At 68.2% G+C, this 21,262-nt stretch carries 16 protein-coding genes, 2 tRNA genes and 1 pseudogene; 6 read left to right on the forward strand and 13 right to left on the reverse strand.

Annotated features, from left to right (window positions below; translation table 11 throughout):
* Positions 1–34 precede the first annotated feature (34 nt).
* The 3 genes from S2M10_RS20730 to S2M10_RS20740 all read left to right on the forward strand — a co-directional run bounded on the left by S2M10_RS20730 (position 35) and on the right by S2M10_RS20740 (position 4,723).
* Positions 35–1,954: a S9 family peptidase gene (locus tag S2M10_RS20730; RefSeq protein ID WP_168847755.1), complete on the forward strand. Its 1,920-nt coding sequence runs from the start codon at positions 35–37 to the stop codon at positions 1,952–1,954.
* 176 nt (positions 1,955–2,130) lie between these two features.
* A complete protein-coding gene (locus S2M10_RS20735; RefSeq protein ID WP_168847756.1) occupies positions 2,131–2,337 on the forward strand; it encodes a hypothetical protein in 207 nt (68 codons plus the stop codon).
* Between the two features lie 229 nt (positions 2,338–2,566).
* Positions 2,567–4,723 carry a TonB-dependent receptor gene (locus S2M10_RS20740; RefSeq protein ID WP_168847806.1) on the forward strand — a complete coding sequence of 719 codons (2,157 nt, stop codon included), beginning with the start codon at positions 2,567–2,569 and terminating at the stop codon, positions 4,721–4,723.
* A 401-nt stretch (positions 4,724–5,124) separates the two neighbouring features.
* Here the strand turns inward: S2M10_RS20740 and S2M10_RS20745 are convergent, their stop codons facing one another.
* From S2M10_RS20745 to S2M10_RS20755, 3 genes are read right to left on the reverse strand one after another with little or no spacing between them, the layout of a single operon-like run.
* A complete protein-coding gene (locus S2M10_RS20745; protein ID WP_168847757.1) occupies positions 5,125–6,276 on the reverse strand; it encodes a GTP-binding protein in 1,152 nt (383 codons plus the stop codon).
* Positions 6,273–6,896: a DUF1826 domain-containing protein gene (locus S2M10_RS20750; RefSeq protein ID WP_168847758.1), complete on the reverse strand. Its 624-nt coding sequence runs from the start codon at positions 6,894–6,896 to the stop codon at positions 6,273–6,275. Before S2M10_RS20750 ends, S2M10_RS20745 begins: the two co-directional genes overlap by 4 nt.
* Positions 6,893–8,140, reverse strand: a complete 1,248-nt coding sequence (locus S2M10_RS20755) for a GTP-binding protein (RefSeq protein WP_348770648.1) — start codon at positions 8,138–8,140, stop codon at positions 6,893–6,895. Before S2M10_RS20755 ends, S2M10_RS20750 begins: the two co-directional genes overlap by 4 nt.
* A 205-nt stretch (positions 8,141–8,345) precedes the next feature.
* On the opposite strand from S2M10_RS20755, the gene acpA reads away from it, so the two are divergent.
* Complete coding sequence (gene acpA / locus S2M10_RS20760) at positions 8,346–9,986, forward strand: acid phosphatase (RefSeq protein WP_168847759.1); 1,641 nt, start codon at positions 8,346–8,348, stop codon at positions 9,984–9,986.
* Between the two features lie 39 nt (positions 9,987–10,025).
* On the opposite strand, the gene S2M10_RS20765 is transcribed toward acpA, so the two are convergent.
* The gene (locus S2M10_RS20765; protein WP_168847760.1) at positions 10,026–11,942 is read right to left on the reverse strand and encodes a TonB-dependent receptor; all 1,917 of its coding nucleotides are present in this window, start codon (positions 11,940–11,942) and stop codon (positions 10,026–10,028) included.
* Positions 11,939–12,766 (reverse strand): TonB-dependent receptor, encoded by an 828-nt coding sequence (locus tag S2M10_RS22845; RefSeq protein WP_247650932.1) that lies wholly within the window; start codon positions 12,764–12,766, stop codon positions 11,939–11,941. The genes S2M10_RS20765 and S2M10_RS22845 overlap by 4 nt, the downstream gene beginning before the upstream one ends.
* On the opposite strand from S2M10_RS22845, the pseudogene S2M10_RS22850 reads away from it, so the two are divergent.
* Positions 12,722–13,093, forward strand: a pseudogene (locus S2M10_RS22850) (DUF3526 domain-containing protein); the annotation flags it as partial. The gene S2M10_RS22845 and the pseudogene S2M10_RS22850 overlap by 45 nt on opposite strands.
* Before the next feature lie 184 nt (positions 13,094–13,277).
* Positions 13,278–14,549: a DUF3526 domain-containing protein gene (locus S2M10_RS20775; protein ID WP_168847761.1), complete on the forward strand. Its 1,272-nt coding sequence runs from the start codon at positions 13,278–13,280 to the stop codon at positions 14,547–14,549.
* Positions 14,550–14,634: 85 nt separating this feature from the next.
* Here the strand turns inward: S2M10_RS20775 and S2M10_RS20780 are convergent, their stop codons facing one another.
* From S2M10_RS20780 to mreC, 8 genes are all read right to left on the reverse strand, one after another.
* Positions 14,635–14,874: a hypothetical protein gene (locus S2M10_RS20780; protein ID WP_168847762.1), complete on the reverse strand. Its 240-nt coding sequence runs from the start codon at positions 14,872–14,874 to the stop codon at positions 14,635–14,637.
* Between the two features lie 87 nt (positions 14,875–14,961).
* The gene (locus tag S2M10_RS22475) at positions 14,962–16,068 is read right to left on the reverse strand and encodes a PEPxxWA-CTERM sorting domain-containing protein (protein WP_211091181.1); all 1,107 of its coding nucleotides are present in this window, start codon (positions 16,066–16,068) and stop codon (positions 14,962–14,964) included.
* A gap of 352 nt (positions 16,069–16,420) precedes the next feature.
* Positions 16,421–16,496 (reverse strand) — tRNA-Lys (locus S2M10_RS20790).
* Positions 16,497–16,526: 30 nt separating this feature from the next.
* Positions 16,527–16,602: transfer RNA gene (locus tag S2M10_RS20795), tRNA-Lys, on the reverse strand.
* A gap of 99 nt (positions 16,603–16,701) precedes the next feature.
* Positions 16,702–17,820, reverse strand: a complete 1,119-nt coding sequence (gene rodA / locus S2M10_RS20800) for a rod shape-determining protein RodA (protein WP_168847763.1) — start codon at positions 17,818–17,820, stop codon at positions 16,702–16,704.
* The gene (gene mrdA, locus S2M10_RS20805; RefSeq protein ID WP_168847764.1) at positions 17,820–19,847 is read right to left on the reverse strand and encodes a penicillin-binding protein 2; all 2,028 of its coding nucleotides are present in this window, start codon (positions 19,845–19,847) and stop codon (positions 17,820–17,822) included. Before mrdA ends, rodA begins: the two co-directional genes overlap by 1 nt.
* Positions 19,848–19,850: 3 nt before the next feature.
* A complete protein-coding gene (gene mreD / locus S2M10_RS20810; RefSeq protein WP_168847765.1) occupies positions 19,851–20,360 on the reverse strand; it encodes a rod shape-determining protein MreD in 510 nt (169 codons plus the stop codon).
* Complete coding sequence (mreC, locus tag S2M10_RS20815; RefSeq protein WP_168847766.1) at positions 20,360–21,259, reverse strand: rod shape-determining protein MreC; 900 nt, start codon at positions 21,257–21,259, stop codon at positions 20,360–20,362. Before mreC ends, mreD begins: the two co-directional genes overlap by 1 nt.
* Between the last annotated feature and the right edge of the window lie 3 nt (positions 21,260–21,262).

Genomic DNA, 21,262 nt, shown 5'->3' on the forward strand with positions numbered 1-21,262 from the left:
GCCATTTCTTCCACGTCAGCGATACGGTCACATCATGAAACGCCTCCCTCTCGCCCTCGTCTCTCTGCTCGCAAGCGTCGCCCCGGCGGCGGCGGCGGTGCATGGCTATGACAGCCTGACACTCGACCCGAAGGGGCGGCAGATCGCCGCCGTCGAACGCGACACATCGGGGGAAGCGCGGATCGTGGTCCGCGCGGCTCGCGACGGTGCGGTGCTCCGCACCTACCACCCGTGCAAGGCCTGCGGCATTTCAGGCCTGAGCTGGTCGCATGCCGGCGGCATGCTCGCCTTCGTGACGCGCGATCGCAGCCGGCAGGGCGCGACCCTGATGGTGGCGAGCGGCGCATCGACGCGCGTGGTGGCGGCGATCGGGGGCCTTGCGGCGAACCCGCGTTTCTCGCCCGACGATCGCCGCATCGCGCTGCTCGTCACGCTGGGCGCCACCAAGGAAACCGGCGCGGCGCAGGCCGGTGCGCGCCAGGTCGGCGAAATCGGCGAGAAGGACGATGCCCAGCAGCTGGCGATCGTCGATGTCGCCGGCGCCGCAGATCAGGCGGTGACCCCGCTGTCACCGGCCGGTCGGTACATCTATGAATATGACTGGGCGCCGGACGGGCGCTGGTTCGCGGTCACCTCCGCGCTCGGCAATGGCGACGCGAACTGGTGGGTGGCGACGCTGGGCCGGATCGATGCGACGACGGGTGCCGTCACCAACCTCGCCCGGCCGAGGATGCAGCTCAACATGCCGCGTGTTTCGCCCGACGGACGCACCATCGCCTTTATCGGCGGGTTGATGAGCGATTTCGGCTCGATCGGCGGCGATATCTACACCGTGCCGATGGCGGGCGGCGATCCGGTCGACATCACCAAGGGCGCCCGGCGGACCTATACCGCCCTGGATTGGACGCTTGGCGGACTGCGCGCGGCGATGCTGGAAGGTGACCGGATGGGCGCGGTGGCGGTGCAGCCGGACGCCGCGGCGCGGGTGTTGTTCGCCCTGCCGGTGACGCTTTCGGCGGGAGACGGCCGCATCGCTTGGGACGAGCGCGGCACGACGATGGCGAGCGTGGTGCAGGATTTCACCCATGCGCCGGCCATCTATGCCGGCGCCGCAACCGCGCCGCGGCAGATCACGCACGACAATGACGCCGAGCCCGCCGCGGTCCGCGCGCAGAGCGTTACCTGGACCAACGAAGGGTACACCGCACAGGGTTGGCTGCTCTCGCCGCTGACGCCGCCGGCGCCCGGCACCAAGGCACCGATGATCGTCAGCGTGCATGGCGGCCCTGCTGCGGCGAGCACCCCGCGCTTTCTTCCCAAGGGTCTGTCCAGCGTGCTGCCCGATGCGGGTTATTATGTCTTCCTGCCCAATCCGCGCGGTTCCTATGGGCAGGGCGAGGCCTTCACCGCGGCGAACAAGCGCGATTTCGGGGGCGGCGACCTGCGCGACATCCTCGCCGGTATCGATGCCGTGGAGAAGGTGGCGCCGATCGACGATGCGCGGCTGGGGCTGACCGGTTGCTCCTATGGCGGGTTCATGGCGATGTGGGCGAACACGCAGACCGATCGCTTCAAGGCCATCGTCGCGGGCGCGGGTCTGTCGAACTGGGTCAGCTATTACGGGACGAACGGCATCAACACCTGGATGATCCCGTTTTTCGGGAAGTCGGTGTACGATGATTACAAGGCCTATGAGGATGTCTCCGCCGTCTATCACGTGAAGCGCGCGAAGACGCCGACCTTCATCTATGTCGGCGAGCGCGACATCGAGGTTCCGCCGACGCAGTCGGTGGAATGGTATCAGGCGCTGAAAAGCCAGGGCGTTCCGGTGAGCCTGGTGATCTATCCGGATGCGGGCCATTGCGCGCCGACCGCGGCGGCGGACATCAGCAAGCGTCAGCTCGACTGGTTCGGCAAGTATCTGAACGCAGCTCGGCCGGAGGTGGCGCAATAGCCGTGCAAGCGCGCGTGTCGGCGACGCGCGGGTAAGCGCTCCAGCCAGCCGCGTGCGTCGCCCGATCGGGCGACGCAATCATGGGCGCCGCGTCGTGAACGTCGTTCGTCGGAGGGCGGGGACGGGAGCGGGCCGCCCATCGCCGTTGCGGTGCCAGCCCAAGGACCGACAGCCTGATGGAGCGCCAGCCGCTCGTCACCCGGCACCGGAAAGGGCAGCGGATCGATAGCCTGGCTGGACAGGCGGATCTCGTAATGGCGATGGCTGCCGGTCGATCGTCCGGTCGAGCCGACGCGCCCGACGAACAAAAGATCAGAAGCAGGGCAGGGCACACGCCGGACCACATCGCCTTGCGGATTTCGACACCATCATTTCCGCTGTAGCCCCTCAAGGCTATTGGATGCGAACCAACCCTGAGCATGCCGGATGCGAGGATAGTATATTTTGACAAAGGGACGGTCTGATGCGGCCAGGCGTCGCAGCGTGACGTGCCGACGGGGTGCCAGTCGGAAAGATTGCTCCAACATCGCCGGCAACACCCGCACAGGATAAATATAGCTCTTGATATGATACAACATGAAATTTAGATGACGCCCAAGTTTCAGGGAGAACATCGTGCGTAACATCCTATTCAGCGCCAGCGTGGCGTCCGCAGCGCTGTGCGCGCCGGCTTATGCCCAGTCCTCGGGGGATCGGCAGGTCGAAACCGCCGCTGCGGGCCAGCGCGGGCCGGAGATCATCGTCACCGCGCCGTTCCAGCAGAGCGAGGAAGACGTGCTGCAGGGCACCTCGGTCGTGACCGGCGAGGAACTGCAGCGCCAGCTCCGCCCGAGCATCGGCGAAACGCTCGCGCGCCAGCCGGGCGTCTCGGCCACCTCGTTCGGCCCGACCGCGTCGCGGCCGATCCTGCGTGGCTTCCAGGGCGAGCGCATCCGCATCCTGACCGACGGCATCGGCTCGATCGACGTGTCGAATACCTCGGTCGATCATGCCCCGGTCATCAATCCGCTGCTCGCCGACCGCGTCGAGATCCTGCGCGGGCCGGCGGCGCTGCTGTTCGGATCGTCCGCCATCGGCGGTGTCGTCAACGTGATCGACACGCGCATTCCGCGGTCCGTTCCCGAGAAGGGCTATCGTCTGAACGGCATGGCGAACTATGGCTCCGCCGCGAACGAGCGCTCGATCGCCGGCGCGGCCGATGTCGCGGTGGGCGGCAAGCTGGTGCTGCATGCCGACGGCTCCTATCTCAAGACCGACGATCTGAAGATCCCGGGCTTCGTCCTGTCCCGCAGCGCGCGCGCACAGGCGCTCGCCACCAGCCAGCTGCCGCCGCCCGATGCCGAAGAAGGTGAAGAGGCGATCGATTTCGCGGGCAACGCCGCGCTCCGCAATCGTCTGCCCAATTCGGCGAGCGAGACCTGGACCGCCGGCGTCGGCGCGTCGATCGTCACCGAGACGGGCAGTCTCGGCATTTCCTACAGCCATTATGACAGCCTCTATGGCGTCCCGGTCCGCTATGCGACCCGATATGGCCAGGAACAGGAAGCGCCCCGGCTCGATCTGGCGCAGGACCGCGTCGACCTTCGCGCCGAGGTCGAGACCGGCGGCGGCTTTCTCGATCGCATCCGGTTGCGCGCCGGCTATGCCGACTACCGCCATTTCGAACTCGAGGAGAGCGGCGAGGTCGGCACCGCCTTCTACAACAAGGGTCTGGAAGGCCGCCTCGAACTCGTCCAGGCCGATCGCGGCGGCTGGAAGGGCGCCTCGGGTGTGCAATATTATAACCGCCGCTTCGATGTGGAGGGCGAAGAGGCATTCCTGCCGAAGAACCGCACCGGCCAGTTCGGCGTGTTCACGCTGCAGCAGGTCAATCTCGGCGCGTTCCGGGCCGAAGGCGGCCTGCGCTACGAACGCAGCGAGCTGACCTCGGATGTCCTGTCGGACGACCTCCGCTTCTTCTCCGGCAAGCGCAGCTATGATGCGATCTCGGGATCGCTGGGCGGGTCCGTCGCGGTACGCCCGGGCATCCGCTTCGGCATCAATGTGTCGCGGACCGAGCGTGCGCCGTCGGCCGAGGAACTGTTCGCCAATGGCGCCCACGCCGGCACCCAGGCCTATGAGCTGGGCAGCCCGAACTTCCGGCTGGAAAAGTCGTGGGGCGTCGAAGCGACGATGCACGCCGTTGGCGAAGGCTTCCACCTCGATGCCTCGGCCTATTACAACTGGTTCTCGAACTACATCTCCGAGAATCAGGTCGACCAGTCGGTATGCGAAAGCGCCGCGGCGCCCAGCGGACGCGAGGCGGATCTGCCCTGCTTCCAGTTCCAGCAGGCGGATGCGCGCTATTATGGCTTTGAGGCGGATGCCTCCGTCCAGCTTGCCGAGATCCGCGGCTATCGGGTGAACCTCGATCTGCTCGGCGACTATGTGCACGCCTCGATCGTCGATCAGGGTCCCGTGCCGCGCATCCCGCCGGCGCGCGTGCTCGGCGGCCTCGAAGCGCAGGGCGAGCAGTTCACCGCGCGCGCCGAGGTGGAGCATGTCTTCGTGCAGGATCGCGTCACCGCGTTCGAGACGCCGACCGACGACTATACGATGGTCAACGCATCGGTGGCGTTCAGCCCGTGGGGCAAGAGCAACCCGACCACGCTGCTGGTCAGCGCCAACAACATCTTCGATGTGGCGGCCCGCCGCCATTCGAGCTTCCTCAAGGATTTCGCGCCGCTGGCGGGCCGCGACATCCGGGTAAGCCTGCGCTTCGGCTTCTGACGAAGCCCGTGACGGGCGACAGCGGCACGGTCGCTGTCGCCCGTCGTGTTCGGCGGCGCAACGCTGCCATCCCGGACCCTTGGGGGCCGCACGGCCCGACTTGGCATATTCCGCCCAGCCGCTTTCCTTGGTCAGCCCCGGTCGGTCGTCTCTCTGTGCCGGCAGGCGTTCTGCTGCTCCCCGATCCAGCGCTGGCCGCGAGGCTCGTCGATCGGGCGCGGCAGCTCGGCTTCGCACCGACGCGGCTGATCGTCGAAACTCGGGGGCTGTGCACCGACTGCGGAAACGAGACGGTCGTTCGAGAAACGAAAACGGATGCGGCGGCTGTGCCCAGCATCGCTTGAGCCAGGGCATCCCGCTCGCCGCCGCACGCACACGCGGGAGGGGCGGCAGGCCGCTGATCAGGCCCAGCCGACCCCCATCCTTCCGCCCGGAATGCCAGGTGCGGGCACGCTTTCCACCAGCCCCCCCAGCCCGAAGCGCTCAAGCCCGATCGTCATCAGCGACAGGGTGCCGCGCAGCTGATCCGCGGTGATGTCGCGGGTGATGAACACCAGCCGCGTCCGCCGGTCGTCCGAGGGCCAGTCGTCCAGTTCCACCGGGGGATGGAACAGGTGCTGCACGCCGTGGACGACGATCGGCTTGGGATGATCGGCGAGATGCACGATACCCTTCACGCGAAGGATATCCTGCCCCTTCAGGCTGGTGAGGATGTCGATCCAGCGCTCGAACGCCTCGGCGCGCAGCGGTTCGTCGAAGGTCAGGCAGGTGGCGCGGATGCGGTCGTCGTGGCGGTTCACGTCGTGCGCATGGTCGTGATCATGGCGATGCCCATGGCCATGATGGGCGTGCCGGTCGCCATAGGCTTCCGCGTTCAGCCACCGCTGCACGTCGGGCCCTTTGGTCGCGGGATTGTAGAGCCCCGCGTCGAAAAGCCGATCGGCCTCCACCACGCCTTGCAGCACGGGCAGGATCGGCGCGGCCGGGTTGATCGTGCGGAGCCGCGTCTCGATCTCGCGCCGGGCGTCCCCGGACAGTAGATCGATCTTGGTCAGCACGATGCGGTCGGCGACTGCGGCCTGGCGGATCGCCTCGTCCTGCGTGTCGAGCGTCGCCATGCCGTTGACCGCGTCGACCGTGGTCACCACCCCGTCGAGCCGATAGAGCGTGCGCAGCTGCGGATCGGTCATCAGCGTGTGCAGGATCGGAGCAGGATCCGCGAGTCCGGTGGTTTCGATCACCACCCGATCGAACCAGCATCGGCCTTCGCGTGCGAACCGCCAGGGCGCGTCGCGCAGCGTGGCGCGCAGGTCGCCGCGGATGGTGCAGCACAGGCAGCCGCCCATCATCTCCACCACCATGTCCTCGTTCGATCGCGCGATCAGGTCATGATCGAGGCTCACCGCGCCGAACTCGTTGATGATGACCAGCGCGCGCCGAAATTCGGGCGTCCGGACGAGATGGTTGAGCAGCGTCGTCTTGCCGCTGCCGAGAAAGCCGGTGAGCACGCTGACCGGGATCAGCGCCTGTTCGCCCGCGACCAGTCCGTTCATGCCGCCATCCCCGGTGCCGGCACGGGATTGATCGCCAGCAGCAGCCGGGTCTCGCCGGTGTCGAGGATCGGCGGCGAGCGATGCAGGATGCCGACCGGATCGGCCCCCAGCCGCCCCTTGAAGATGCCGACATCGCCGGTACGCAGCTGGCGGACGGGCAGGTCGGGATCGGCCGCGCCGTGGGTCCACTGCGTGCCGGATCCTACCAAGGTGGTCAGCAGCCGCGCCGTGACATGGTCTGCATGGAATTTCCGGCATGCATCGGTTTCGATCACTTCCAGCCGGATGCTGACCGCGTCGAGCCGCTGAATGGCGGCGAAGCGGCGGGCATGGCCGAGGATTTCGTCCAGCAGCGCCTCGGCGCGATCACCGGCGGGGTAGCCGGCTTCGGCGAGCCCCTCCCCGATCTCCGCCTCGGCCGCGTCGAGCGTGGTTTCGAAATCGAGATCGTCGATCTTCGCGAAATCGAGCGTCGCCAGCCAGGCAAGCGCGGCCGGCAGGGCGCGGTTCCAGACCGCCAGATGCACCTCCGGCCGCGCCACGGCCTCCAGCACACCGGGATCGCCGCGCTCGACGGCAATGGCCGATGCTGCGGTGCGAAAAGGAGCCGCGACGATCATTCCGCCGCCTCGGGAACGGCCTCGCCCCAGGCGGGGAAGGGATCGCGCAGGCCCATCCACAGCGCGGGCGTAAACGCCTTCACCGGCAGCAGGCAGGCGTCTAGCGCGCGGCGGATGCGGCCCTCGTCCATGTCGATGCCGATGAACACCAGTTCCTGGCGGCGATCGCCCCAGATCGGGTCCCAATGCCCGGCGACGAAGCGCTCGAAGCGATCGTCGTCGGGCCAGTGCTGCTTGGGCACTGCCGCCCACCAGCGGCCCATCCGCGCGGTCATCGTCTGCGCGCCGGCGATGGCGAGCTCGCCGACCCAGTCGGTGCGGGTCGCCAGCCAGAAATGGCCCTTGGCGCGCACCACGCCGTCCAGCCCGCCCTCGGTGAGGAAGGCGTAGAATTTCACCGGATCGAACGGCGCCCGCGCCCGATAGACGAAGCTCTCGATGCCATATTGCTCGGTCTCGGGCGTATGGCTGGCATAGCCGTAGAGCTCCTTGGCCCAGAGCGGGTGCTGCGCGGCCTTTTCCTCGTCGAACAGGCCGGTATCGAGGATCGCGTCGAGCGGCACCTTGCCATGGTCGCAGGTGAGAATGCGGGCATCGGCGTTGAGGCTGGCGACCAGCTTCTTCACCAGCGCCAGCTGGTCCGGCGTGACGGCGCTCGCCTTGTTGACGATCACCACATCGGCGAACTCGATCTGCTCGACCAGCAGGCCGACCAGGCTGCGCGTGTCGCCTTCGCCCAGCGATTCGCCGCGATCGGCGAGGAAATCCTGGCTCGAATAATCCTTGAGCAGGTTGAGCGCGTCGACCACCGTGACCATGGTATCGAGCCGCGCGACATCGCCCAGGCACACGCCCGCCTCGTCGCGGAAGGAGAAGGTGCTCGCCACCGGCAGCGGCTCCGAGATGCCGGTGCTCTCGATCACCAGATAGTCGAACCGCCCCGCATCGGCGAGCGCGCGGACTTCCTGGAGCAGGTCGTCGCGCAGCGTGCAGCAGATGCAGCCATTGGTCATCTCGACCAGCGCTTCCTCGCTGCGCGACAATGCCGCCTCGCCGCCGCGGACCAGATCGGCGTCGATGTTCACCTCCGACATGTCGTTGACGATCACCGCCACCCGGCGCCCCTCGCGATTGGCGAGGATATGGTTGAGCAGGGTGGTCTTGCCGGCACCCAAGAAGCCGGAGAGCACGGTTACCGGCAGCTTGGCGGCAGCCTCCGGCGCGGGCGGAACGGGATTGGGCACGCGATTGTCCTCGATTGAAGGAGATGTTGTATCATCTCTATATCCGGCTAAGGGAAAGCTCAAGGCGATTGGCGCTGGAACGGGTGGGGCGCGATCCGGGGAGGGACCCACGCGACCCTCGCGCCCGACAGCCGACAAACGAGCGTAACAAACGGATGCCACCGGCGGGAAACCCCGCTCGGGCGGGCATGGCGGGAGGCAGATGATGCGTGACGACAAGACCCAACGGCCCGAGCGAAGCGCGGCCGCCGATGCGATCGACAACCCCGAGCGCCGCGCGCTGCTCGGCGCGGCTGGCCTGGCGGGGGTGCTGGCCTCGGCACCCGCCGCGGCCAAGGCCGGCCAGCGGGCGCTGGCGGAGATCGAGACGGTCGTCGTGATCTATGCCGAAAATCGCAGCTTCAACAATCTGTTCGCCGGCTTTCCCGGGCTCGCCGATCCGCTTGCCGCGGCGCACCCCGCCCGCACCGCCCAGCGCGACCGCGACGGATCGGTGCTGAAGACGCTGCCCAAGGTGTGGGAAGGCATGGTGCCCGACGAGCAGGTGGTCGAGCATCGCCGCTACAAGATCGGCCCGGACGATCTGCCGCCAATCGCCAACGGTCCGTTCGCGCTGGCGACGCCGGAGGGCGATCCGCTGCCGCACGGCGTGGTGACGCGCGACCTGATCCACGCCTTTTACCAGAACCAGCTGCAGATCAACGGCGGCCGCAACGATGGCTTCGTCGCCTGGGGGGATAGCGGCGCGCTGGTGATGGGCCATTATGGCGAGGCCTCGGCCAAGCTGCGCCTGTGGCAGATCGCGCGCGAGTTCACGCTGTGCGACCGCTTCTTCATGGGCGCGTTCGGCGGCTCCTATCTCAACCATCAATATCTGGTGGCGGCGCAACCGGCCTATTATCCCAATGCCGACAAGAGCCCGGCCAAGGGCCGGATCGCCCAAGTAGAGGTCGAGGATCCCAAGGGCATCCGGCTGAAGCTGGAGCCGACTTCGCCCAAGAGCGCGATGGACGGCCCGCCCGATTTCGTGCCGAGTTCGCTGAGCCCCGATTTCTGGTCGGTCAACACGATGTTGCCGCCCTATGCGCCGACCTACCAGCTCGACGCCGATCGGCCCGGCTATGCCGACTGGAGCGACGCCAAGACGATGGTGCCGCAGCGCCATGCGACGATCGGCGACCGGCTGTCGGGCAAGGGCGTCTCCTGGGCCTGGTATGCCGGCGGCTGGGCGGCGGCGCTCGCCGGCCATGCCAACGACGGCAGCTTCCCCAGCCGCCCGAACTTCCAGCCGCACCACCAGCCGTTCAACTATTTCGAGCAGTTCGCCCCCGGCACCGCCGCGCGCGCCAGGCATCTGCGCGACGCGGGCGAAGGCGAGACGCCGCGCACCAACCATTTCCTTGCCGATGCGGCGGCGGGCACGCTGCCCGCGGTCAGCTTCTACAAGCCGCAGGGCAATCTCAACATGCATGCCGGCTATTCGGACGTCGAGGCCGGCGACCAGCATATCGCGGTGATCGTCGATGCGCTGCGCCGCAGCCCGCAATGGCACAAGATGCTGGTCGTCATCACCTTCGACGAAAATGGCGGCTGGTGGGACCATGTGCCGCCGCCCAAGGGCGATCGCTGGGGCCCCGGCACCCGCATCCCGGCGGTGATCGTCTCGCCCTTCGCCAAGCGCGGCCATGTCGATCATACGACCTACGACACCGGATCGATCGCCCGGTTCCTCACCCGGCGCTTCGGCCTGGTGCCGCTGCCCGGACTGGTCGAGCGCGAGCGGGCGATGGTCGCGGCGGGCGGCCCGGCGCCCGGCGACCTGACGGGCGCGCTGACCCTCGGCTGAAGGCAGGGGCAGGGGAGCGTCCTGGGCGCCCCCTGCCGCTCAGAAGTCCGCGGTCAGCGAGAGGGTAGCGCGTCGCCCCGGCTGCAGCGTGAAGCCGCCGCCGCTCGACACTTTCCAGGCGAAATTGTCCGTGACATTGCGGATCTGCGCGCGGACCAGCACCGGGGTGCGGGCAACGCGGGTGCGATAGCGCGCGCCCAGGTCGATCACGGCGCGGGCGGGCAGCGACAGCGTGTTGGCGGCGTTGGCGATGCGCTTGCCCTCCACCGTCACGCGCCCGTCGATCGAGAAGCCCGGCAGCGCCGCCACGCGATAGTCGGCGCTGGCATCGACGAGCAGGCTGGTCCGGCCGATCGGCTTGGCACCCAGCCGACCGTCCGCCACCGCCTGGCCCGAGACGCGCGGGCGCAGCCACACCGCGCCCGCGACGAGGCTCATGCCGGGGAACGGCGCGCCGGACAGCGAGCCTTCGACGCCGCGATGCATCACATCGCCGAGCTGGCGATAGGCGCCGTCGCTGCGGTCGATGTCGAAATAGGGCTTGGCGATCTCGAAGGCGGCGGCATTGAGCCGCCAGCCGCCGGGAAGGGCGTAGCGCAGCCCCGCTTCCATCTGGCGGGTGCGGAGTGCCGGCAAGGCCTGGCCGCGATTTTCTGCGTTGGCGGGCGCGACCCCGCTTTCCTCCAGCCCGCGCGTCGCCGCGCCATACAGCGTGAGCCGCGCGGTGGCGGTAATCGCCAGCGCGGCGTTCCATAGCCAGGGCTGGTCGTGCTGACCCGCCGGCAGGGCGCCGGGGACGCGGATCGTCTTGCGATAATCGCTCCGGGTCAGGCCGAGATTGAGTTCGCCCAGCCCCGCCCAGCGCAGCTCATAGCCGATCGCCGCACTGGTCTGGCGCACCTGATCCCGGCTGCGCGGGCCGAAGGCGAAGGCGGGCTGCGGCTGCGGATCGGACACGCCGATCGGCGCCGTGCCGAGCTCGACCGTGGCATAGCCGCCATAGCCGACCCGCACGTCGCGCCCGCGCAGCGAGCCGAGCAGCTGGTGCCGCCGCCTGCCTTCGTCGAAGGAGCGGCTGACGCGGATTTCGCCCGACCAGGATTCGGCGACCTGATCCTGCCCGGCGACCATCACCGAGCGGCCGATCCCGCGCGCGTCCACGTCGCGATAATAGGCCGCGTGATAGGTGTCGCGGGTGAAGCGGCTCTGAAATGCGCCGGCGGCGATCTGCCACTTGCCGAGCGACGCCTTGGCGATCAGCCCGCCATTCTGCGCATGGCCGGCCCAGTCTGCCCAGTCCTGGCCCCAATAGAGGCGGCGTTCCACCCGCCCCGGCAGCGCGGCACCGGCGGGAAAGATCACCGGCCCCTGTTCCTCGTCGCCATAGTCGTAGCGCCCGAAAAAGCCGGTGAGCTCGACGGTCCTGGCCGGCCGCCAGCGCGCGACCCCGCCATAGCTGACATACCAGCCGCCGGTGCCGTTGACATATTCATCGTCGTACAGCCCGAAATCGGCATTGACGCTGAGCGTCTCCGTCACCGGCAGCGCCGCATCGACGACGAGATCGGTGCCCAGATAGTCGCCGCTGTTCAGCTGTACGCTCACCACCCGGTCCTTGCCGGTGCGGCGCAGATCATAATCGACGATGCCCGTCGGCGCGGGCAGCGGATAGCCGAAGGCGGCCAGCCCCAGCCGTACGGTGGAGCCGCGCTGGATCACCGAGGTGATCGTCGCCTGGCGATCCCAGTACAGCCCTTCGATCCGGTTGTTGCCCGCATCGGTGGCGCTGAACCCGCGCACCTCGCCGCTGGCATAGATGCCGATCGATTCGCTGCCGACGCTCTTGCCGAAGCCGTCCTCGGCTTCGCGCGTGGTGTTCTCTTCGGTGCGCTGCGCCTCGGCCGGTGTCCCCCAGACACCGGCCAGTGCGGCGACCGCCGCCCTCAGACGCTTCACAGCCCGAGGACGACCCGCGCGCGGATCGTGCGCGGCGCGCCCGGCGTGATCCAGACATTGCTGTAGCTGCTCTCGCTATAGACCTGGTCGAACAGGTTCTCTGCATCCAGCTGTACTCGCACGCCGCGGGTCACCTGATAGGAGAGGTTGGCGCGGGCGGTGACATAGCTGTCCAGCCGGAAGCCGCTGTTGACGTCGTCGCCCGGTCGTTCGCCGACATAGGTGAGGCCGCCGCCGATGCCGATCGAGCCCGGCTTGCGGCCGTCCGACTGCCAGAAGGCATAGAGCGCGCCGCTATGCTTCGGAACGTTGCTGAGCCCGCTGCCGACCAGTGCGGGGCGGCTGTCGCGCACCACCTTGACATCGGTATAGGCATAGACGGCGGTAAGCGTCAGCCGGTCGTCCAGCGCGACATTCACGTCGCCTTCCACGCCCTCGCTGCGCGCGCGCCCGGCGGCGATGTTGAAGCCGCTATTGGCGGGATCGGTCACCAGCACATTGTCCTTGGTGATGCGGAACAGCGAGACGGTGCTGGTCAGCCGGTCGCCCAGCAGGGCTAGCTTGACGCCGCCCTCCCAAGCTGCGCCGCGCTCCGGCGCGAAGGCACGCGCCGCCGCATCGACGCCCTGGTTGAAGCGGAACGAGCGCCCCCAGCTGACATAGAGCGATGCCCCCTTGGTCGGCACGAAGGTGAACGCCGCGCGCGGGCTGATGACCGAAGGCGACTGCCGATCGGTGCTATTCGACCGATAGTTGATGTTCTCCTGCCGGATCCAGTCGTGGCGGATGCCCAGCAGCAGCGAGAAGCGCTCGTCCAGCGTCATCAGATCCTGCGCATAGACGCTTTCGCCACGCAGTTTCTCCAGCAGGTTGTGGAAGGCGAACGGCTGACTTCCGAGCTGTTCGATCGCTATGCGGGGCAGAGCTATGCCGCGCAGGCGCGCCAGAACGCGATCGTCGAGACCGCCGCCGTGCTCAGCCCCGCGATCGCGCTGCGCAGCCTGTCGATGGCCGCCGCCGGCACCGATTTCGCCGGGCACCGCCGTTTCCTCGAACAGGCCGAGGCCTATCGCTATGCGCTGGTGCAGCGGCTCAACCAGCTGCAGGCGGAGTCGGTGCGCTATGCCGACGACACTGCAGAGGATGCCGGTGCCGATCGCCGCAAGCGCGTGTCCGCGCGCAACTGGCAGGCGATGCCCGATTTCACCTTCGTCGCGCCGACCGGCGCCGTGCTGGGGCGCGCGCCGCGCTGCCGGGCCTGGCCGCGCTGTTCGGCTGGCTCGCCGCCGCCATGCTGCTGCTGGCACTGGCGACGCGCCGCCTGGGAGCGTTTCGATGACCCTGTTCCTCCACGAACTCCGCCTGCTGCTGCGCCAGCGGCTGACCCTGTTCGCCCTCGCGCTGCTCGCGCTGCTGACCATCGCCGCGCTGGCGGCGGGCCTGGCGGAAGTCGCCCGCCAGCGCGCCGCGATCGCCGCCATTCCCGCCGCCCAGGCCGAGGATATCGGCGCCATCGCCGCCTGGGTGGACCAGAAGAAGGACGCCGGCAGCGCCGCCTATTACAGCTTCCATCCCACCTGGGACGCGCCATCGCCGCTCGCCTTCGCGGCGCTCGGGATGCGCGACGTCGCGCCCTATATCCTGCGCGTCCGCGCGCTGGGGCTGGAGGCGCAGATCTATGACGGCGACACCTTCAACCCCGAGCTGGCGCTGCCCGGCCGGTTCGATTTCGCCTTCGTGCTGGTGTTCCTGGCGCCCTTGTTCGTGATCGCGCTGTTCCACGATCTCGTCTCGGGCGAGCGCGAGGCCGGGCGCCAGCGGACGCTGGAGGCGCTGCCGGGGGGCGGGGCGGCGCTGTGGCGCCGACGGACCCTGTTGCGGCTGGTGCTGCTCTGGGCGGTGCTGGCGCTGCCCTTCGCGATCGCGGCGGCGATCGAGGGCGTCGCACCATTCACGGTCCTGCTCGTGCTGGCGGTGATCGCCGCCTATCTGCTGTTCTGGATCGCGCTGGCGGCGCTGGTCGGCCGGCTGCGCTGGAGCTCGGTCGCCAACGCGGCGACGCTGGCGGCGGCCTGGCTGGTGCTGGTGCTGATCGTGCCGACGCTCGCCAATGTGCTGATCAACCAGGCGGTCCCGGTCAACCAGGGTGCCGAGATCGCGCTCGCCCAGCGCGAGGCGGTCAACCGCGCGTGGGACATTCCGCGCGAGGCGACAATGCGGCGCTTCTACGCCGCGCATCCCGAATGGGCGGATTCGGCGCCGCTGGGTTCCGAATTCCACTACAAATGGTATTTCGCCTTCCACGAGAATGGCGATGCGAGCGTGGCGGATCGCGTCCGCGCCTATCGCGCCGGGCTGGAGCAGCGCGACGCGGCGGGCCGGGCGCTCGGCTGGGTGCTGCCCTCGGTAGGGGTGCAGGCGCTGCTGACCCGGCTCGCGGATACCGATCTGGCCGGGCAGCTCGCCTATCAGGACCGGATCCGCGCCTCCCACGCCCGGCTGCGCAATTTCTATTACGGCTATCTGTTCCGCGACCGCCCGTTCGAAAAGGCGGACTTTGACCGCGCGCCGAGGTTCGATCCCCGAATTGGCGGACCCGCTTCCTGAGCGAGCGTCTGGTGGCATGCGGTAGAAGTGCGGCCGTTGCGGACGCCGCGTCCGGCGGCCGCCGATGTCGGTACGGGCGCCCCCATCAGGCTTCCGGCTTCGGCTCCGGCTTGGGCAGCTTGTGTCGTTCGGTGTGACACGGCGTGCCGGCAGGCGCGGGCCGCTGCTGTCGGCCGTGCGGCGCGGGGGTGGCGCGTTCCGCGTCTTCGCGTTCGGCCAGCGTCCGGCACATTTCCGGATGCTTGACTGTAAGCTTGCCGACCGGCCGTTCACCCGACTGCATCGTGCTTGCGCCGACGGCCAGCGCAGCGAGCAGTTCTATCATGGCGTATCTCCTGATCGCGTGGGGCGCGGCGGCGGGTAAAGGAGCAACGCCCTGCCGGATCGTTCCGGCTGGGCGTTGCTCTGGAGGTCAGGCGAAGCGGACGCGCAGCGTGCGCCGACGCGCGCGCAAGGCGCCGCCGACAAGGCCGAAACCGCCGATCATCATCGCCCAGCTGGCCGGTTCGGGCACGGCTGCCGCAGCGACATAGCTGGTGATATAGCTCTTGTAGGGCCGCAACCAGGTATCGCCGGACACCTCGCCGACCGACGAATTGGTGCAGCCGGCGGCGCCGGCCGCGCTGCCGGTGGTACCGCCCGCGCCATAGGGATCGATGCTGCCGAGCAGTCCGCAGCTCTGGCGAGTGAACGCATTGCCGCTGATGCCGAAGGACGTGACGGCGACGATCTTGCCGTCGATGAACTCGGGGCCACCCGAATCGCCGGGCGACGAGTTGCTCTCGCCGACGATGCCGCGCTGGCTGCCGTCGGCACCGAGCAGGCGACCGAACACGTCGTGCGTGGCGGTGCCGTCGTCAAAGTCGGACAGCAGGATGTTTTCCGACCAGCCGGTGACGAGATCGCCGTAGAATTCGTAGAGATTCTTGCCTTCGCGCTGCGCATAGTCCTGCGTCACGCCTCCGGTGCCGGTGCCCTGCGGGCCGCCGATCGTGCCGGTGCCGACCCGCGTATATTCCGCGAGCGGATCGCCCTCATAGATGCTGTAGGTGTCGACGCCGGTCGCGCGGGTGCCGAGCTTGAACAGCGCGAAGTCGCCGCCTTCGGTCGCGTCGCCGGTATAGGTGGGGCTCACCTGCCAGGAAACGGCCTGGAAGGTCGTGGCACCGGTGGCCTCGCGGATCGACGGCAGGAAGAAGGAAATCGACGTGACCGGATCGCTGACGCCTTCCTCGTTGACGTCGGAGAGGCAGTGGCCCGCCGTCAGGACAACGTTGGAAGAGAGCAGGGCGCCCGTGCAGATCGAGCCGAAGCCGGTCGTGGCCGTCGAGACGGTGGATACGAACAGGCTGCCAACGCCGGTATAGGCGCCGCCCGTTCGGCCGGTGGCGACCGCCGCCGCGGTCGTGTAGGTGATCCGCGTGGAAACCGCCCCGGGATTGGCCAGTTTCTGCGCTTGTGCAGAAGTCGCGGAAAGCGCCAGGATCGTGGCGATCGCTGCGGACGAGATCAGTCGCATGTGCAGTCCCCCTTGTTCACGATAAAACAGAACGCAAACGCGGGGCCGTTGCGCCAACTACGTCAGCGCACGGAAGCTCGGTCGAGCTCACCAGGCAATGCGCAGAACGGCAATAAATGCCCCATCCGTATTGTGCGTAGGTTTGATCAACGGCGTCAAGCATTTGGTAACCATAATGCCGTTTCAATTCAGCTCGTTACTGCATGCGGCGGCGCGGCGCTTCGGGCGCTTGTGTCCGGTGTGGATACAATATAGCATCTCGGCACCAAGCCGGTGTCGAGGCCTGGCCGAACGCCGCCATGCGTGGCCGAGGTACGCAACTACGGGGAATCGAATCAGCGCGACAGGGAGATGGTGGACACACTTGGGCTCGAACCAAGGACCCGCTGATTAAGAGTCAGCTGCTCTACCAACTGAGCTATGTGTCCGTACCGGAAGGCGTTTGGGCAGAAGGAAGATGGTGGACACACTTGGGCTCGAACCAAGGACCCGCTGATTAAGAGTCAGCTGCTCTACCAACTGAGCTATGTGTCCATCCGGCTTCTGCATGGCGCCCTTGGTGGGGCGCCGCCGCTTCGGAGGGGCGCCTTTAGCGTCGCCTCGCGCGGCTTGTAAACCCCAAAAATGAAAAAATCACCAGCGCGTCTTGGTGCGGCCGTCGCGGTCGATCGAGAGGAGGATTCCAAGGCACAGCATGAAGGTCATCACCGCGGTACCGCCGAAGCTGATCAGCGGCAGTGGGACGCCGACCACCGGCGCGAGGCCGATCACCATCGCCATGTTGATCGAGCAATAGAGGAACATCGTGCCGGAGAGCCCCGCGGCGGTCAGTCGCCCGAATCGCGTCTTGGCGCGCATGCCGACGCCGATGCCCCAGGCGATCAGCATGCCGAAGGCGATGATCAGGAACACGCCGCCGGCCAGCCCCCATTCCTCCATCATCGTCGCCAGCGCGAAATCGGTCTGGCCTTCGGGCAGATAGTCGAGATGGCTCTGGGTGCCCTGCAGGAAGCCCTTGCCGAAGATGCCGCCCGAACCGATCGCGATCTTGGACTGGGTGATGTGGTAGCCGGTGCCGAGCGGATCGCGCTCGGGATCGAGGAAGATCAGCACGCGGTTGCGCTGATAGTCGTGCAGCACGAAGTTGAAGGCGAGCGGGGCGGCCACTGCCACCGCCAGCGCACCGGCAATGAACAGGCGCAAGGGCACGCCCGCCAGGAACATCACCATCACGCCGCAGCCGGTGATCATCAGCCCGGTGCCGAGATCGGGCTGCATGATGACCAGCAACGCCGGCACGCCGATCAGCACGCAGGCGGGCCAGATCGCCACGAACTTGCGCGTCTCGCTCGCCGGCAGCATCTCGTAGAAGCGGGCGAGCGCGAGCACGATCATCGGCTTCATCAGCTCGGAGGGCTGGAACTGGAAGCCGCCCAGGCTGATCCAGCGCTGGCTGCCGCCGGCCACCTTGCCGAGCGCCTCCACGCCGAGCAGCGCGACCACCAGCGCGCCGTAGATCGGCAGCGACCATTGCGACAGGATGCGCACGGGGATGCGCGACATGCCGATCGCCATCGCCAGGAACAGGAAGAAGCGAGTGCCCTGGTTGAGCGCCCAGGGGCGGATGTTGCCGTTGGCGGCCGAATAGAGCACGACCAGCCCGAATCCGCCGATCGCCAGCACCAGGAACAGCACCTTCCAGGGCAGCTGCGCGACCTGCATGGGGACGATGCCGTTGCCGGGGCGCGCCATCAGTCGCCCTCCACGCTGCCGGTGGGGGCGACGTCGCGCCTGGTCGAATCGGCGGTGCTGTTGGCGGCCTGGTCGGCGAGGCTGCTCGCGGCTTCCTCGGTATCCTCCGGCGCGGGCGGCGGCGGGGTCGCCTGCGCGGCACGGAAGGCATCGGCCTGCGCGGCCATCCGCGTCGTATAGTCGCCGCCCCAGGTGGGCTCCACTTCGGCCAGCGTCTTCATCGCCTGATCACGATCGAACAGATAGGTCATGATGTCCCGGCCGATCAGCGGCGTGTCGAGATTGCGGATCGTGTGGCCGTTATGCTCGAGCACGATCGCGGCGGCATATTTCGGATTGTCGTGGGGGGCGAAGCAGACGAGCAGCGCGTGGTCGCGCATCTTGAACGGCAGCGATCCGTTCTTGAGCACGCCGGTGCGGCGCTCCGCCATGGTGATGCGGCGGACCTGCGCGGTACCGGTCTTGCCGGCCAGCGCCACGCCCGGCACGTACATGCGCGCCGCGCCGCCGGTGCCGCCACCGTTGATCACGCCGTACATCGCGTCGCGCACCACCGCGAGGTTCTCGGCGCTTACCGGCAGGGGCTGCGCACCGGAAGGGCCGTTGGCGAGCAGCCGCGGCACCAGGATCTTGCCCGAGGCGAGCCGGCTGGCCATCACCGCCAGCTGCAGCGGATTGGCCAGCACATAGCCCTGGCCGATCGAGGCGTTGAGCGAATCCGCCACCGTCCAGGGATGATGGTATTTCTTCAGCTTCCAGGCGCTGTCGGGCACGGTGCCATAGCGCTGGGTGGTGAAGGGCATGTCGAATTTCTGGCCCAGGCCCAGCATCCGCGCCATCGGCGCGATCGCATCATAGCCGACGCGGCGGATCATCTCGTAGAAATAGATGTCGCAGCTCTGCATGATCGCGTTTTTCAGGTCGAGCGGCCCGTGCCCGCCCTTCTTGTGGCAGTGGAACACGCCGCTGCCGACGCGCAGCGCACCCGAGCAGAACACCCGCTCGTTCGGGCTCACTCCCGCCGCCATCAGCGCGAGGCCGTTCATCGGCTTGACGGTGGAGCCCGGCGGGTAGAGGCCCTGCAGCACCTTGTTCATCAAGGGCACGTGATCGTCCTCGGACAGCATCTTCCATTCGAGCTGGCTGATGCCGTCGGAGAAGCTGTTGGGATCGTAGGACGGCATCGACACCATCGACAGGATGTCGCCGCTCGCCACGTCGATGACGATCGCCGAGCCCGAATTGGTGCCCAGCCGCCGCGCGACATATTCCTGCAGGCCGGAGTCGATGGTGAGCTTGATGCTTTCGCCGGGCGTGTCGGCGCGCGTCTCCAGCTCGCGTACCGGGCGACCATGCGCCGTCACCTCGACGCGCTTGGCGCCGGGTTGTCCGCGCAGCCGCTTGTCCAGCGTCTTTTCCAGCCCGTCCTTGCCCAGCTTGAAGCCGGGGGTGACGAGCAGCGGGTCCTTGTCCGCCTTGAACTGCTCGGCCGAGGCAGTGCCGACATAGCCGATCAGATGGCCGACGCCGGCGCCCAGCGGATAATGGCGGGCATAGCCGCGGGTCGGCGCGACGCCGGGCAATTCAGGTTGCCGCACCAGCACCGCGGCGAAGCGATCCCAGTCGAGATTTTCGGCCACCTGCACCGGGCGAAAGCCGCCGGCGCGCTTCAGGTCCGTCTCGATCCGGGCGAGATCCTCCGGCGCGAGCGCGAGCAGCCGGGTCAGCTCGGCGAGCAGCTTGTCCTTGTCGACGATGCGATCGGGGATCAGGTCGACGCGAAAGTCGGTGCGGTTGCTGGCGAGCGGCTTGCCACTGCGATCGAGCAGCCAGCCCCGGCGCGGCGGGATCAGCGTGTTGTTGACCCGGTTGCTCTCGGCCTTGAGCTTGTACTGCTCGTTCTCGACCACCGAAAGCCAGGCCATTCGGCCCGCCAGCACCATGCCGACACCGCCCTGCGCGGCGCCCAGCACCACGGCGCGGCGGGAGAAGCTGTAGGTCTGGGCGGCTTCGGTGATCCGCACCATGGCTCAGGCCTTCACCACGTCACGGTCGAGCCAGGCGCACAGCCGGGAGGCGAGCGGAAACAGCATCGCCGAGGCGCCGGCCTGGAGCAGCAGCGCGGCATCGACCTTGGCCGAGATCGGCGACGCGAGGAAGCGTCCCGCGATCAGCACGAAGCCGGTCGCGCCTGCGGCGATGAGCCAGTCCTGCCAGAAATTCCGCCACACGATGCGCGTCTCTAGCACGTCGATGATCAACATGCATGCCATCCACAGGAACATCGCCGCGCCGAAGGGCTGGCCGCTGAGCAGATCGTCGAACAGCCCCAGCGGCGCGGCGGCCCAGACGCGCAGCGCATCGGGTCGCAGCAGTCGCCAGCCGAGCAGCATCAGCAGGCCGAACGGCGGCAGGAAGGGGACGGTGGCGATTACCGGCAGGATCGTGACCAGCGAACCGAGCGCGATCGACAGCGGCGCCAGCCAGCGCGCCCGGGGGCGCGGTGACGGCACTCCCAGCGGCTGCAGGTCCAGCGCCATCACTTGCCCCCGGCGGCGGCGGCTGGCGTGGGGAAGGGCTGGGGCGGCGGTGCCGGCTCGGGCAGGAACACGCGCAGCACCATCACGAAATCGGCCATGTCCGGATTGCTGGCGGGCGTCGCGGTCGCGGAATCGCGCCCGGTCTGGGTCACGCGGCCGAGCGGGATATTGGGCGGGAACACGCCACCGGTCCCCGACGTCACCAGCAGGTCGCCGGGGCGGAAGGGGTTGGCGGCGGCATTGGCGGCGCGCACGTCGAGCGTGCCGTCGCCGCGGCCGGTGACGATCGCCGGGAGCCCGTCGCTCGCACGACGGACGGGAATCGTGCTGTCCGGATCGGTGACGAGGAGCACGCGCGCGGCATTGGGGCCCGCCTCGACCACCTGGCCGACCAGCCCCGCGCCGTCGCGGACCGGCTGGCCCTGCGCCACGCGCTGCCAGCTGCCGGCGTTGAGGGTCGCGTAGCGTCGCGTGCTCGATGCCGAGGAATTTACCAGCCGGGCGACGACGATCGTCTCCGGCGTGGCATCGCGCACCTTGAGGAGCAGCCGCAGCCGCTGGTTCTCGCGCTCCAGCCCCAGCGCGCGCTGAAGCGCGGCATGTTCTGCCTCGATGCGGCGCCTGAGGCGGGCATTCTCGCTCCGCACGCCGAAATAGCTGCCGATCGCACCCGGCACGCTGCCCACCCCACGCCGCACCGTGTCGAGGCCGGAGGAGACCGGCGTGGTGACCTCGGCGACAGTGCTGCGCAGCGCAGCGAACAGATGCGGGTTGTAGCGCGAGACCAGCACCAGCCCGCCGCCGATCAGCAACAGGCCGATCGCCGCCACATAGCCGAAGAACAGCCCATATTGCGCCCGTCGCGAGAACCCCGGGCGCCGATTCCGTGGCGGCGCCATCGC

Source organism: Sphingomonas sp. S2M10 (assembly GCF_012650175.1).
Taxonomy (GTDB): domain Bacteria; phylum Pseudomonadota; class Alphaproteobacteria; order Sphingomonadales; family Sphingomonadaceae; genus Sphingomonas.